General features: G+C 52.6%; 29 protein-coding genes. All 29 read right to left on the reverse strand.

All coding sequences use genetic code 11. The features are described 5' to 3' along the window. Positions 1–20: 20 nt before the first annotated feature. The gene (rpsM, locus tag OLM33_08585; GenBank protein ID MCW1713712.1) at positions 21–398 is read right to left on the reverse strand and encodes a 30S ribosomal protein S13; all 378 of its coding nucleotides are present in this window, start codon (positions 396–398) and stop codon (positions 21–23) included. 4 nt (positions 399–402) lie between these two features. Beyond that, positions 403–528 carry a 50S ribosomal protein L36 gene (rpmJ, locus tag OLM33_08590; protein MCW1713713.1) on the reverse strand — a complete coding sequence of 42 codons (126 nt, stop codon included), beginning with the start codon at positions 526–528 and terminating at the stop codon, positions 403–405. A 64-nt stretch (positions 529–592) separates the two neighbouring features. After that, on the reverse strand, positions 593–811 hold the full coding sequence (gene infA / locus OLM33_08595; GenBank protein ID MCW1713714.1) for a translation initiation factor IF-1: 219 nt from the start codon (positions 809–811) through the stop codon (positions 593–595). 9 nt (positions 812–820) lie between these two features. Next, positions 821–1,123 (reverse strand): KOW domain-containing RNA-binding protein, encoded by a 303-nt coding sequence (locus OLM33_08600; protein MCW1713715.1) that lies wholly within the window; start codon positions 1,121–1,123, stop codon positions 821–823. 8 nt (positions 1,124–1,131) lie between these two features. Next, on the reverse strand, positions 1,132–1,902 hold the full coding sequence (gene map, locus OLM33_08605; protein ID MCW1713716.1) for a type I methionyl aminopeptidase: 771 nt from the start codon (positions 1,900–1,902) through the stop codon (positions 1,132–1,134). Continuing rightward, entirely contained in the window at positions 1,899–2,549 is a 651-nt protein-coding gene (locus tag OLM33_08610; protein ID MCW1713717.1) for an adenylate kinase, read from the reverse strand. Before OLM33_08610 ends, map begins: the two co-directional genes overlap by 4 nt. Positions 2,550–2,563: 14 nt before the next feature. Next, complete coding sequence (gene secY / locus OLM33_08615) at positions 2,564–3,859, reverse strand: preprotein translocase subunit SecY (protein MCW1713718.1); 1,296 nt, start codon at positions 3,857–3,859, stop codon at positions 2,564–2,566. Continuing rightward, positions 3,860–4,306: a 50S ribosomal protein L15 gene (gene rplO, locus OLM33_08620; GenBank protein MCW1713719.1), complete on the reverse strand. Its 447-nt coding sequence runs from the start codon at positions 4,304–4,306 to the stop codon at positions 3,860–3,862. Between the two features lie 12 nt (positions 4,307–4,318). After that, a complete protein-coding gene (gene rpmD, locus OLM33_08625) occupies positions 4,319–4,501 on the reverse strand; it encodes a 50S ribosomal protein L30 (GenBank protein MCW1713720.1) in 183 nt (60 codons plus the stop codon). Between the two features lie 13 nt (positions 4,502–4,514). Further along, entirely contained in the window at positions 4,515–5,033 is a 519-nt protein-coding gene (gene rpsE / locus OLM33_08630; protein ID MCW1713721.1) for a 30S ribosomal protein S5, read from the reverse strand. Between the two features lie 16 nt (positions 5,034–5,049). Further along, positions 5,050–5,415 carry a 50S ribosomal protein L18 gene (gene rplR, locus OLM33_08635; protein ID MCW1713722.1) on the reverse strand — a complete coding sequence of 122 codons (366 nt, stop codon included), beginning with the start codon at positions 5,413–5,415 and terminating at the stop codon, positions 5,050–5,052. A 16-nt stretch (positions 5,416–5,431) separates the two neighbouring features. Further along, positions 5,432–5,974, reverse strand: coding sequence for a 50S ribosomal protein L6 (gene rplF / locus OLM33_08640; protein ID MCW1713723.1), 543 nt, complete (start codon positions 5,972–5,974; stop codon positions 5,432–5,434). 14 nt (positions 5,975–5,988) lie between these two features. After that, the gene (gene rpsH / locus OLM33_08645) at positions 5,989–6,393 is read right to left on the reverse strand and encodes a 30S ribosomal protein S8 (GenBank protein ID MCW1713724.1); all 405 of its coding nucleotides are present in this window, start codon (positions 6,391–6,393) and stop codon (positions 5,989–5,991) included. Positions 6,394–6,423: 30 nt separating this feature from the next. Next, entirely contained in the window at positions 6,424–6,609 is a 186-nt protein-coding gene (locus tag OLM33_08650; protein MCW1713725.1) for a type Z 30S ribosomal protein S14, read from the reverse strand. A 14-nt stretch (positions 6,610–6,623) separates the two neighbouring features. Then, on the reverse strand, positions 6,624–7,166 hold the full coding sequence (rplE, locus tag OLM33_08655; protein ID MCW1713726.1) for a 50S ribosomal protein L5: 543 nt from the start codon (positions 7,164–7,166) through the stop codon (positions 6,624–6,626). A 12-nt stretch (positions 7,167–7,178) separates the two neighbouring features. Further along, a complete protein-coding gene (gene rplX / locus OLM33_08660; GenBank protein MCW1713727.1) occupies positions 7,179–7,505 on the reverse strand; it encodes a 50S ribosomal protein L24 in 327 nt (108 codons plus the stop codon). A gap of 13 nt (positions 7,506–7,518) precedes the next feature. Then, positions 7,519–7,887, reverse strand: coding sequence for a 50S ribosomal protein L14 (gene rplN, locus OLM33_08665; GenBank protein MCW1713728.1), 369 nt, complete (start codon positions 7,885–7,887; stop codon positions 7,519–7,521). A 3-nt stretch (positions 7,888–7,890) separates the two neighbouring features. Further along, a complete protein-coding gene (rpsQ, locus tag OLM33_08670; protein ID MCW1713729.1) occupies positions 7,891–8,187 on the reverse strand; it encodes a 30S ribosomal protein S17 in 297 nt (98 codons plus the stop codon). 6 nt (positions 8,188–8,193) lie between these two features. Beyond that, positions 8,194–8,409: a 50S ribosomal protein L29 gene (rpmC, locus tag OLM33_08675; GenBank protein ID MCW1713730.1), complete on the reverse strand. Its 216-nt coding sequence runs from the start codon at positions 8,407–8,409 to the stop codon at positions 8,194–8,196. A gap of 1 nt (position 8,410) precedes the next feature. Further along, positions 8,411–8,830, reverse strand: a complete 420-nt coding sequence (rplP, locus tag OLM33_08680) for a 50S ribosomal protein L16 (GenBank protein ID MCW1713731.1) — start codon at positions 8,828–8,830, stop codon at positions 8,411–8,413. A 6-nt stretch (positions 8,831–8,836) separates the two neighbouring features. Next, positions 8,837–9,511: a 30S ribosomal protein S3 gene (gene rpsC / locus OLM33_08685; protein ID MCW1713732.1), complete on the reverse strand. Its 675-nt coding sequence runs from the start codon at positions 9,509–9,511 to the stop codon at positions 8,837–8,839. A 12-nt stretch (positions 9,512–9,523) separates the two neighbouring features. Continuing rightward, positions 9,524–9,856, reverse strand: a complete 333-nt coding sequence (rplV, locus tag OLM33_08690) for a 50S ribosomal protein L22 (GenBank protein MCW1713733.1) — start codon at positions 9,854–9,856, stop codon at positions 9,524–9,526. Positions 9,857–9,869: 13 nt separating this feature from the next. Then, entirely contained in the window at positions 9,870–10,154 is a 285-nt protein-coding gene (gene rpsS, locus OLM33_08695; GenBank protein ID MCW1713734.1) for a 30S ribosomal protein S19, read from the reverse strand. A 27-nt stretch (positions 10,155–10,181) separates the two neighbouring features. After that, a complete protein-coding gene (rplB, locus tag OLM33_08700; GenBank protein ID MCW1713735.1) occupies positions 10,182–11,006 on the reverse strand; it encodes a 50S ribosomal protein L2 in 825 nt (274 codons plus the stop codon). A 21-nt stretch (positions 11,007–11,027) separates the two neighbouring features. After that, positions 11,028–11,324 (reverse strand): 50S ribosomal protein L23, encoded by a 297-nt coding sequence (gene rplW / locus OLM33_08705; GenBank protein MCW1713736.1) that lies wholly within the window; start codon positions 11,322–11,324, stop codon positions 11,028–11,030. Then, on the reverse strand, positions 11,324–11,947 hold the full coding sequence (gene rplD / locus OLM33_08710; protein ID MCW1713737.1) for a 50S ribosomal protein L4: 624 nt from the start codon (positions 11,945–11,947) through the stop codon (positions 11,324–11,326). Before rplD ends, rplW begins: the two co-directional genes overlap by 1 nt. Positions 11,948–11,965: 18 nt before the next feature. Continuing rightward, entirely contained in the window at positions 11,966–12,592 is a 627-nt protein-coding gene (gene rplC / locus OLM33_08715; GenBank protein MCW1713738.1) for a 50S ribosomal protein L3, read from the reverse strand. A 29-nt stretch (positions 12,593–12,621) separates the two neighbouring features. Further along, positions 12,622–12,930: a 30S ribosomal protein S10 gene (gene rpsJ, locus OLM33_08720; GenBank protein ID MCW1713739.1), complete on the reverse strand. Its 309-nt coding sequence runs from the start codon at positions 12,928–12,930 to the stop codon at positions 12,622–12,624. Positions 12,931–12,948: 18 nt separating this feature from the next. Further along, on the reverse strand, positions 12,949–13,071 hold a 123-nt coding region (tuf, locus tag OLM33_08725; protein ID MCW1713740.1), incomplete at its 5' end, for an elongation factor Tu.

The following is a 13,071-nucleotide window of genomic DNA, read 5'->3' on the forward strand; positions in this document are numbered from 1 at the left end:
GTTCCCTCCTTGGTCAAGCCTTATTTCGTGGCTTTTTTCTTGCCCGCGACTGTCCTCTTCGGACCCTTGCGTGTACGGGCGTTCGTCTTGGTCCTCTGACCGCGGACAGGAAGACCCTGGCGGTGTCTGAGACCGCGATAGCAACCTATATCCATGAGACGCTTGATGTTCATTGCTATCTCACGGCGAAGGTCACCTTCAACCTTGTGGTTGTTTTCAAGTTCTGCGCGCAGCTTCTGCTCTTCCTCTTCAGTCAGGTCTTTCACCCTTGTGTTGGGGTCGATGCCAGTTGTTGTGATTATCTGCTGCGCAACTGCCGGACCTACTCCGAAAATGTAGGTGAGGGCGATTTCGATCCTCTTCTCACGCGGCAGGTCGACGCCGGCTATACGAGCCATCCTGCTACCTCCTTGCTCCCTGGCGCTGTTTGTGACGCGGATTTCTGCTGCATATCACGCGAACGACGCCATGGCGTTTGATTATCCTGCAATACTCACAAATCGTCTTTACCGACGGTCTTACTTTCATTAATGCAGACCTCCTTGAGAAATACTGAAAATCCCTTTTAAGGGAACCAAAACAAAAATCTCTTCTACTTGTATCTGTATGTGATCCGCCCGCGTGTCAGGTCATAGGGCGAAAGCTGAAGCAGAACACGATCTCCCGGAAGGATCCTAATAAAATGCATGCGCATTTTTCCAGAAACGTGAGCCAGTATCTTGTGGCCATTCTCCAGTTCTACCTGGAACATGGCGTTGGGCAGTGGCTCCACTACCTTGCCTTTTACTTCAATAACCTCTTCTTTGGCCATGCAGCAGCCTCAACCTCCCTGTCTCCAAGATGTGTCGCCGTCATCCAGAATCACGGAAACTTTCTGTGCCAACCAGCCGTTGTCCAGAGGTTTCCCGCCAGCAACACGCCCAGCCACATCTTTGAGATTCATTAGTCTCTTTTGAAGGTGCTTCACGTTCTTTTTTTTAGGCTTCTCGACGGGGTAATTTCTGCCGTCAGCTATGAAGACCCGTGTCTCACTTTCAATTCCCACCACTACAAACTGTTTTCCGTTGTTCTTTCCGCGGCGCACAAAGACCACATCGCCCGTCTTCAGGGACCCTTCGATCAAGCCGGGGGTCACTCCCATGGCGTCAGTATCTCCGCTCCGTCAGGGGTAACAAGAAGACTGTGTTCAAAATGAGCTGCATCGCTGCCGTCAGCTGTTACTACAGTCCAGTTGTCTGAGAGGTTTTTGACCTCTTCACTCCCCGACATTACCATCGGTTCAACACAGAAGGTCATGCCGGCCTTTAATGTAATACCGTTGCCCGGCCTTCCGTAGTTTGGTACCTGCGGCGCTTCGTGCAGCCTTCTGCCTATTCCGTGTCCTGCGTAATCCCTTACCAGACCGAAACCGGAAGGTATAACTAAGCTCTCTATGGCATGACCTATGTCACCAAGCGTCGCGCCTGCTCTCACCGCATTGACTCCCCTGTGCAGCGACTCAAGCGTTATATCGAGCAGCCGCTGCCGATCTTCGCTTATTTCGCCTACTGCAAAGGTGCAGGCAGCATCTCCGAAAAAACCGCTGTAAGATACCCCTGTGTCAATGCTGATGATATCGCCGTCCTGAAGCACTCTCTCTTTAGAAGGTATCCCGTGTACTATCTCATCATTCACAGAGGCGCAGATAGTGCCGGGAAAAGGTGTGGATACCCATGGGACCCTGTAACCCTTGAACGCCGGCCTGGCGTTCTCTTTCATGACAAGGGCCTCAGCCGCCAGGTCCAGAGTATAGGTGTCAACACCCGGTCTCACCATGTCTTTCATAAGCCTGAGGATATCAGCGACAATACGTCCGGCATGGCGCATTTTTTCAAGATCCCGATCGCTTTTAAAGGTGATCATCGATCTTCGCCCTTCATTTTTTCCAGAAGCTTCAGAACAACATCCTTTCCACCGGCTGCATCGACAGAAAAAAGAATGTCTTTGCTTCGGTAATGATCGATCAAAGGTGCTGTCTGTTCGTGGAAGACGGTAAGGCGGTTGCGGATGACGCTTTCTTTGTCGTCATCACGCTGGATCACTTCTCCGCCGCACTTGTCACAGACTCCTTCGACCTTTGCCGGCTTAAAGATCATATTATAGATCTCACCGCAAGATTTGCATACCCTTCTTGTGGTAAGCCTCTGCACAACGACGTCGTCATCTACTTCAAGCTGGATGACCGCATCAAGTGATATGCCGAGTTTTTTCAGCATAGAGTCAAGCGCTTCAGCCTGAGGTCTGGTCCTCGGGAATCCGTCCAGCAGGAACCCTTCTTCACAGTCAGGTTCCTGCAGCCTTGACTCTACCATTGCAACTATCACTTCGTCAGGCACAAGTTTTCCGGCTTCCATATATCCTTTTGCATTCCTGCCAAGTTCGGTATCGGCCTTGACATTGGCCCTGAGTATGTCTCCTGTGGATATGTGGGCAATGGGATATTTCTGCCTGATGCTCTCAGCCTGAGTTCCTTTTCCTGAACCCGGGGCTCCGATCAGTATGATCCGCATAACAAACCTCCGAATTACATTCTCAGAAGGCCGCCTGTCTTGCCTCCGCGGCGCTTCAGGATACCTTCGTAATGACGCATTATAAGCTGGCCTTCTATCTGATGTACCGTGTCAAGGGCAACACCGACCACTATTATCACGGCAGTTCCGCCGAAATAGAAGGTGTTGATATTCATCAGCCCTGTCATCATTGTGGGAACGACGGCCACTACCGCTAGCGCGACCGCTCCGCCAAGAGTTATGCGTCCCATGACTTTTTCGATATAGTCTGTTGTCGGTCTGCCCGGGCGTATACCCAGGATGAACCCGCCGTTCTTCTTCATGTTCGTCGAAATGTCTTCAGGCTTGAAGACTACCGCAGTGTAGAAGTACGAGAAGAAGATTATCATCGCCACGTAAAGTATCATGTAGATGGGGCTGCTGGGGCTGAATGCACTCTGGACCGCCTGTGCGATACCATGCTGAAAAAGGCCGGCAATGGTATAAGGGAAGAGCAGTACCGATGACGCGAAGATTATCGGTATGACTCCCGCTGTGTTTACTCGCAGAGGTATAAAGCTGCTCTGTCCTCCGTACATTTTGTTCCCGACCATGCGCTTGGCATACTGCACCGGGAGACGGCGCTGCCCTTCCTGGAGCATTACACATCCTGCTATTACGGCAACCATTACAAGGACTGCCAGCAGCACTATCAGAATGTTCATCTCTCCAAGCCTTACAAGCGTGAAGGTCCTTATTATCGCTTCCGGTATCCTTGCGACTATACCTGCAAAGATAAGGAGTGATATGCCGTTTCCGATGCCATGGTCGGACATTACTTCTCCGAGCCACATGACAGCCACCGCGCCGGTCGTAAGTGTTACGGCAACAAGTGCTATATCCATCCAGCTGCCTGTAAATATCCCGAGATTCCTGAGCCAGCCCGTCATTCCGACTGCCTGAATAAGCGCGAAGATTATAGTTCCGTAGCGTGTGTACTGAACTACCTTCTTACGCCCTTCCTCTCCCTCTTTCTGCATCTTTTCAAGGCTCGGCACCACAACTGTGAGCAGCTGCATGACAATGCTTGCGTTGATGTACGGGGTCACACCGAGTGCAAATATGCTGAATCTGCTGAGTGCGCCTCCTGCAAAGAGGTCCAGGAAACCCAAAACGCCGCCCTGCTCAAAAAGCTTGCCGAGAGCTGCCGCGTCGACACCCGGTGTCGGCATGTGCGCTCCCAGCCTGTAAACGAACAACGCGGCCAGGGTAAAGAGTATCCGCCGCTTAAGGTCAGGCAGTCTGAAGGCATCCCGGAAGGAATCTAACACTTAGATCACCTCTGCCTTTCCGCCGGCTGCTTCGATCTTTTTTGCAGCCGATGCGCTGTAGGCGTTAGCGTGCACTGTAAAGTTCTTTGAAAGTTCACCGACCCCGAGTATCTTGACCGGTTTGTCTGCACCTGAGATCAGGCGGAGAGCGTAAAGGCTCTCTGCTGTAATTTCAGAGCCGTTCTCGAAGCGGTCTTCGAGATCAGAAATGTTGACTATTTCATATCTCACCGCAAAACGGTAATTGCTGAATCCGCGTTTTGGGATACGGCGGGCAAGAGGCATCTGGCCGCCTTCAAAGTTAGCCTTGATCGATACTCCGGCTCTGGCCTTCTGTCCTTTGTGCCCTTTGCCCGCGGTCTTGCCTTTACCGCTGCCAAGGCCCTGACCAAGACGTTTCTTCTTTTTACGTGAACCCTCTGCGGGACACAGATCATGAAGATTCATGTCAGTACCTCCCTATTCCTCTACATTCCACTCCAGCAGGTGGGGAATGGAGTTGACCATTCCCATTATCTGCGGAGTGGCTTCGTGACAGACTGTGTCGTTCAGCCTGTGAAAGCCGAGGGCCTTGATTATCCTCTCCTGACGGGGAGGGCGGCCGATCGTGCTTTTTTTCCACGTAATGGTTACTTTTGCCATTTCGATCTACCTCCTACGCTTCCTTGCGGTCCTTGCCGCGCAGCCTTCGGATCTCTTCGGGAGTCCTCAGGTTTTTGACGGCAGACATTGTCGCATAGGAAACATTGATCGGGTTGGAGGTCCTTCCGATGACCTTGGTCAGGATATCTTTTACTCCGCCAAGCTCCATGATCGCACGGACAGCTCCGCCGGCGATAACTCCGGTACCGGGCGCTGCAGGGCGGAGCATTACCTCGGCGGCTCCGAACTTTCCGACTATAGGATGCGGAATGGTATGTCCGACCTTCTTAAGGTCGATCATGTTCTTCTTTGCATGCTCTATACCTTTGCGCATTGCCTCAGAAATTTCCTTGGCTTTGCCGATGCCGAGACCTACCTGGCTCACGCCGTCTCCGACAACTACAAGTACGCTGAAACGGAACCTCTTTCCGCCTTTGACGACCTTGCTTACCCTGTTGATGGATACTATGCGCTCTGAAAGCTCAAGGCCCCTGCTGCTATAGGTTTTATTGCTAGGTGTATCCTTCGCCACGTTTCTCTGCCTCCTCCTAGAACTTCAGGCCGGCTTCACGCGCCGCTTCTGCCAGGGCCTTGACTCTGCCGTGAAAGACATGTCCGCCGCGGTCAAAAACGACAGCACTGATACCCTGGGCCAGAGCACGTTCTGCGATCAGCTTGCCAACAGCTTTTGCAGCTTCCTGGTTTCCTGTGCCCTTCAAGTCTTTGAATGTCTGCTCCATCGTTGAAGCCGACACAAGTGTTCTTCCCTGTACATCATCGATAACCTGGGCGTATATATGCTTAAGGCTTCCGAATACTGCAAGACGGGGACGCTCGACAGTGCCTGAGAGATGTTTCCTGAGGCGACGATGGCGGAGCTCCCGCATTTTGTTGCGACTGCGATTACTGATCAACGTCCTTCACCTCGCCTTACTTCTTGGCGCCGGCCTTGCCGGCCTTGCGTATCACGAATTCACCGGAGTACCTTATGCCCTTGCCTTTGTAAGGTTCGGGAGGACGATACTCGCGTATGTTTGACGCGACCTGTCCGACAAGCTGCCTGTCTATGCCGCGTACGACTATCTTGATCGGGCTTTCACATGCAAATTCTATGCCTGCCGGCGGTTCGACCTCTACGGGATGTGAAAAGCCAAGGCTCAGGACAAGGTTCTTGCCCTGCATCTGAGCGCGGTAGCCGACTCCGACGATCTCAAGTACTTTTTCAAACCCGCTGCTTACCCCGGTAACCATGTTGTTCAGGATCGCCCTTGTCATACCGTGTGCGGCGCGGACTGTCTTTATTTCGCTCTCGCGGGTAACGACCAGTTTCGCATCTTCCTGTTCAACTTTGATCTGAGGCATCACATCCATCTCAAGGATACCTTTGGAACCCTTTACGGAGACGCGGCTGCCGTCGATCTTCACTTCTACTCCCTTTGGAAGCGGTATCGGTTTACGTCCTATCCTAGACACCTATGCCACCCCCATTACCATACATAGCATACGACTTCGCCGCCAAGTCCGCGCTTGCGCGCTTCTGCGTCGGTCATAAGCCCTGCTGATGTTGATATCATGGCGATCCCGAGGCCGCCCATTACTTTGGGAAGCTCGTCCTTGCCAACGTAAATACGGCGTCCGGGCTTGCTTATCCTGCGCAGTCCCTGGATCACGCGTTCCTTCGCCGGTCCATAGTTCATGGTCACCCTGAGTATGGGCATCGGCTGCTTTGAATCATTGATCGTCTTGTAGTTGCGGATATAGCCTTCCTCTTTAAGGATGCGCGCCATTTCGAGGCGCATCTTGCTAAGAGGCATGTCCACCATTTCATGATAGACAACGTTCGCATTCCTAATGCGTGTGAGCATATCCGCGACAGGATCGGTAATATGCATTAAAGGATCCTCCCTTCCACGCCCACTTGCCTACCAGCTCGACTTGACTACGCCAGGGATCTTGCCCTCGCGCGCAAGCTTGCGGAAACAGCAGCGGCACATGTCGAACTTTCTTATATACCCATGCGGACGTCCGCACAGGGGGCAGCGGTTATACTTTCTCACTTTGAACTTCGGTTCAAGCTTTGATTTGTTTACCAAGCTTTTACGGGCCATAAGTATACTCCTTCCTAACGGGCGAAGGGCATGCCCAGTTCGGCCAACAGAGCCTGGGCTTCCTCATCCGCCTTCGCGGTCGTAACGAACGTGATATTCATTCCGCGCTGACGAATTACCTTATCGTAGTCTATTTCAGGGAAAAGGAGCTGCTCTTTCAGGCCGAGGTTGTAATTGCCCCTGCCGTCAAAACCCCTCTTTGATATACCCTGGAAGTCCTTGATACGCGGAAGCGCTATGCTGATCAGGCGGTCTACAAATTCCCACATCCTGGGGCCCCTCAGCGTTACGCAGCACGCGACCGGCATGCCTTCGCGGACTTTGAAACCCGCAATGGATTTTTTCGCCCTTTTCATCATGGGTTTCTGTCCGGAAATTATCGTCAGCTCGTTGATCGAAGCATCCATGTACTTATTGTCCAGCTTTGCTTCGTTTACGCCGATATTGATGACGACCTTTACCAGGCGGGGGATCTCCATGACGTTCTTGTATCCGAACTGTTCTTTCAGCTTCGGAAGGACGTCCTCACTGTACTTTGTCAAAAGACGCGGTGTCATAGTTGTCCCTCCTTAGACCTTGTCGACTATCTCGCCGCACTGCTTGCAGACGCGGACTTTTTTGCCGCTGTCAAGATAGGCGCGGCTTACACGCGTAGGTTTGCCGCAGGAGGGGCACACGAGCATTACTTTGCATGCATGCAGGGGCGCTTCCTTTTTGACAAATCCGCCGCGCGGATCCTTTTGTGTCGGACGTGCGCTTTTGGTCACCATGTTGACGTTCTCGATGACTATAGTGTCTTTCTGAAGATCCCTGCGGAGGACTTTGCCCTCTTTGCCGGCATCCTTCCCGGAAACGACACGGACACGATCCCCTTTTTTGATTCTCATCTTGGACATGAGCTGTTACCCCCTACACTACCTCGGGAGCAAGAGAGACTATTCGCATGTATTTCTTCTCTCTAAGTTCCCGGGCTACAGGACCAAATATACGGGTTCCCTTGGGATCTCCGTTGTTGTCGATGACGACTGCGGCGTTGTCATCGAAGCGAACATACGATCCGTCCTTGCGGCGGATCTCTTTTTTCGTCCTGACGATGACTGCCTTTACTACGTCGCCTTTTTTGATGTTGGCATTCGGTGTGGCCTCACGGACCGAGGCGACTATGACATCGCCCACCGTACCTGTCTTATGAAAGCTGCCGCCTTTGACCTGGATGCAGAGGATCTTCTTTGCGCCTGAATTGTCGGCCACGTTTAGCACTGTACGAAGCTGGATCATAACTTACAATGCCTCCTCGTCTTCCGGTTTTGCGCCCAGTACGGGAGCTCTTTCGATTATCTGCGCTACTTCCCAGCGTTTGTGCGCGCTGAGAGGGCGTGTTTCCGCTATCATTACCTTGTCGCCAATGCGGCAGTCGTTGGCCTCGTCATGAGCCATAAACTTTTTGGACCGGAGGACCGGTTTGCCATAAAGTGAATGCTTTGCCATACGGTCTACGCGAACAACTATAGTCTTTTCCATTTTGTCGCTGACCACCACGCCGGTGCGGACTTTGCGATTGATCTTCTTTGATTCCATCTCCGGCTACCTCCTTGCTCCTGAACGATCGATACCCTTTTCCTTTTCGGTGATTACCGTCAGTACGCGGGCAATTGTCTTTTTGACCTCTCTGATACGGCCTGAGTTGTTCAACTGTCCTATGGCGTTCTGGAAACGGAGGTTGAACAGCTCTTCCTTATACTGTCTGTGTTTGTCGTTAAGCTCAGATATGCTGAGATCTCTAAGTTCCTTGGGATCCATACTATTCACCTGCTCCCTCTCGGGCTAACATTTTTACCTTGATGGGCAGTTTGAAGGATGCCGTGCGGAAAGCCTCTTCGGCTGTCTCACGGGGCACACCTGCTATTTCAAACATCACACGGCCGCGCTTTACTGCAGCGGTCCAGTATTCGACGTTTCCCTTACCCTTACCCATACGTGTTTCAAGAGGCTTTTCCGTTACCGGGCGATCGGGGAAGATCCTGATCCATATCTTTCCGCCTTTTTTCATCTTGCGGCTGATCGCAACACGGACAGCCTCGATCTGACGGGCGGTGATCCAGCCGTTCTCACACGCCTGAAGCCCAAATTCGCCGAAATCCACCTTCGTTGCTCCCTTTGCATATCCGCGGAGGGGTGTAAGGTGAGGCTTGCGGTACTTGACTCTTTTCGGAGAAAGCATCAGATGTTACCCCCTCTCCTGATGAGCAGGAACGGCTTCCATTACAGGTTTGCGCTCCATTACTTCGCCTTTGTAGATCCAGACTTTGATGCCGATGACGCCGTAGATCGTATGAGCTTCGGCGAAACCGTAGTCGATGTCCGCCCTGAGTGTCGAAAGCGGCAGCTGTCCTTCAAGATACCATTCCGTGCGAGCGATCTCAGCTCCGCCGAGACGGCCTGCGCACTGGATCTTGATTCCTTTTGCGCCCGATTTCATCGAGCGGAAGATAGACTGTTTCATTGCGCGGCGGAAGCTGATCCTGCGCTCAAGTGACGCAGCGACTCCCTCTGCCACTACCTGTGCTTCCGCATCAGGGTTCTTGATCTCCTGGATGTTGATCATTACCCGGCTTCCGGTCTTAGCCTGGAGCTCCTCACGAACTGCCTGTATCTCTGCACCCTGCTTGCCGATAACTACACCAGGCCGGGCGGTCCAAACTGTAAAACGCATGACGTTTCCAATACGCTCGATCTCCACACGGCTTACGCCTGCTTTATCCCAGCGTTTCCTGATCCATTCCCTCAGTTCGAGGTCATTGTGCAGGTATTTGGCATATTTTTTTCCGTCTGCGTACCAGCGGGATTCCCAATCGTAGATGACACCAATCCTGTAACCTACCGGGTGAACTTTCTGACCCACCGTCACCCCTCCTTATTTCTCACATACGACCACTGAAACGTGGCACGTATGGTGTCTGAAAGCATGCGCGCGTCCCATTGAAACAGGACGGAAGCGCTTCATGTAACTTCCCTGATCCGCCATTACTTCCTTAACTACGAGTTTGTCCATATCAAGTCCGTAATTGTGTTCAGCGTTTGCTATCGCACTCTTAAGGACTTTTTCTGCTACACGTGCCCCCTTGTTGGGAGTGTACTTAAGGACCAGCAAAGCGTCAGAAGCTTTTTTGCCCCTGATGAGAGCAAGTACCTGGCGTACTTTGGTAGCTGATATACGGACCTGCTGGGCTGTTGCCTTGACTTCCATGACCCTGCCCCTCCTACTTCTTGACTTTCGTGGAGCGTTCCTGTCCGGCGTGACCGCCGAACTTACGGGTCGGTGCGAATTCGCCGAGCTTGTGCCCAATCATATTGTCGCTTATGTAAACAGGTACATGAATGCGGCCGTTGTGTACCGCTATCGTATGACCGACCATTTCGGGAGTAACGCTTGAACGGCGTGACCAGCTTTTGATAACGAGCTTTTTCCCCGATTCGTTCATGTCCTCGATCCTACGCAGAAGTTTCGGATCTACGTAGGGTCCCTTTTTAAGTGAACGAGCCATCTCTGTATTCCCTCCTACAAACCCGGGTTACTTCTTACGGCGGCGGACAATGAACTTGTCCGAAGACTTACGCTTGCGGGTGCGGTAGCCCTTCGCCGGCGTACCCCACGGGGATACCGGATGCTTGTGTGACTTGCTCTTTCCTTCTCCGCCGCCCATCGGATGATCTACCGGGTTCATGATCATGCCGCGAACGTGCGGACGGATCCCAAGCCAACGAGTTCTTCCGGCTTTTCCGTAAATCACATTTTCATGCTCTTCGTTTCCGACCTGACCTACTGTGGCCATGCACTCAAGAAGTACTAGCCGCAGTTCTCCGCTTGGCATACGGACAAAGGCATATTTGCCTTCTTTGGCCATAAGCTGTGCTGATGCTCCTGCCGAACGAACGAGTACTCCGCCGCGCCCCGGTTCAAGTTCCACGTTGTGTATCACCGTACCAACGGGGATGTCCCTAAGTTTGAGCGCGTTTCCGGGACGAATGTCGGAATCCTTGCCGGCGACTACGCTGTCGCCTACGGCAAGTCCCACAGGAGCGATAATATAGCGTTTCTCTCCGTCAAGATAAGAGATCAGCGCAATGCGGGCTGAACGGTTGGGATCGTACTCGATCGAGACGACTTTTCCGGGTACTCCCTGCTTGTCCCTTTTGAAATCGATGATACGATACTTGATCCTTCCGCGGCCGCCGCGGTGACGCATCGTAATGCGTCCGTTGTTATTGCGTCCCGATTTCTCGCTTAACGTTACAACCAGGCTCCGCTCCGGCTTTGCCTTCGTGATTTCAGAATAGTCAGGCGTTGCCATGTGGCGGCGGCTGGGTGTGGTGGGACGAAATTTCTTTATACCCATCTCTGGTTAACCCCTTTCTGCCTAGGCGCTTGCGCCCTCGAAGAATGCGATCTTTTCGCCTTTTGCAAGTGTAACTACCGCTTTCTTCCAGGAACGTGAACGACCCAAAAAGGCACCCATCCGCTTCGGTTTGGAACGGACCTGGATCGTATTTACTCTTACGACTTTGACTTTGAAAACTTCCTCGACAGCCTTGCGTATCTCGATCTTGTTCGCTTTGGGAAGCACTTCAAATGTGTACTGTCCAAGTTCCATCAACCGGCTTGTCTTTTCTGTGATTATCGGGCGGACAATAATATCATGTGCTACTGCGTTCATTAACCGAACACCTCCTCGAGCTTTTTGACAGCCTCAGGAGTCGCAATCAGCCGATCGTGGTTGAGAAGGTCGTAGACGTTGATGCTGTCGACATGCAGAACTTCCGCTCCGGGTATGTTCGCAGCCGATTTGACAACTGCCATGTTCGTCTCATGAAGGACAAAGAGGGGCTTCTTGCCGCTGTCGATGGCGGTGAGGAAATCGAGCATTATCTTTGTCTTCGGTGCATCCATGTCAAAACGATCAAGGACCATCATGCTCTCTTCCTGGACCTTGAGAGTCAGGGCGCTGCACAGGGCAAGACGACGGACCTTCTTGTTGACCTTCTGATGATAGTCTCTCGGGTGCGGACCATGAGCAACACCGCCGCCTACCCAGACGGGCGAACGTGAGCTGCCTGCGCGGGCACGACCCGTGTGTTTCTGTCTCCAGGGCTTTTTGCCGCCGCCGCGGACATCTCCGCGGTCTTTAGCGTTGTGTGTACCTACACGGCAATTAGCCAGGTGCGCAACTACTACCTGATGCATAGCCGGCACATGGACAGGGGCTCCGAAGACGGCATCCGAGAGCTCAAAGTCTCCGATTACCTCGCCTTTAAAATTGACTTCTTTTACAACAGGCATTGTCTTCTGCCTCCCTACTTACGCTGTTTTACGGATCATTACGAGGCTGTCGCGCGCTCCGGGAACAGAACCTTTGATGAGTATAAGGCTGTTCTCCTCGTCCACTGCAAAAACCGTAAGATTTTTGGTGGTTACGCGCTCGCTTCCCATGTGACCCGCCATCCTCCGGCCCTTGATAACGCGGCCGGGATAACTGCTGCATCCGATGGAACCGGGATGACGATGGTTGACGGAAGCACCGTGGCTTCCTGCTCCGCCGCCAAAGCCATGGCGTTTCATGACGCCTGCGGTCCCCTTACCTTTGCTGATGCCTGTAACATCAACAATTTCGCCGTTCTGGAACAGAGAAACGGTGATCTCCTGTCCCACCTGGTAGTCCGCGGTATTCTCAACGCGGAACTCCCTCAGCCAGCGCCTGGGTGTCGTGCCCTGCTTCTCAAAGTAGCCCTTCATTGGCTTGTTCACCTTAACGGGCCTGACTTCTCCGAAACCGAGCTGCACTGCGCTGTAACTGTTTTTTTCAGGTGTCCGGATTTCAACGATGGAGCAAGGTCCTGCCTCAATAACTGTTACGGGCACTGCCTTGCCTTCTTCGTCGAAGACCTGGGTCATCCCTACCTTGCGGCCCAGAATCCCCATGCTCATTAGCGTTTCACTCCTTTCAGACCAAACCTCTACAGTTTGATCTGTATATCGACACCGGAAGGCAGGTTAAGCTCCATAAGTGCTTCCATTGTCTTCTGTGTCGGATCGACTATATCTATCAGACGCTTGTGTGTCCTGATCTCAAACTGTTCGCGTGCGTCCTTGTCAACGTGGGGGGACATGAGGATATCGAACTTTTTGATCTCTGTCGGAAGAGGTACCGGCCCGGACACTCTCGCACCTGTGCGCTCAGCCGTCTCGGCGATCTGTGTCGCAGAGGCGTCGAGTACACGGTGGTCAAAGGCTTTTAGTTTAATACGGATTTTTTTTGCCAAAATATTCCCCTCCTGGGGCTGCTAGTCTATGATCTCAGTAACGACGCCTGCGCCTACCGTGCGGCCGCCTTCGCGTACTGCGAAGCGCAGTCCCGGCTGCATTGCGATCGGTACGATCAGGTTCACTTCAAATGTGCTGTTGTC

The organism is Synergistaceae bacterium DZ-S4, from assembly GCA_025943965.1.
Classification (GTDB): Bacteria; Synergistota; Synergistia; order Synergistales; family Synergistaceae; genus Caenicola; species Caenicola nitritireducens.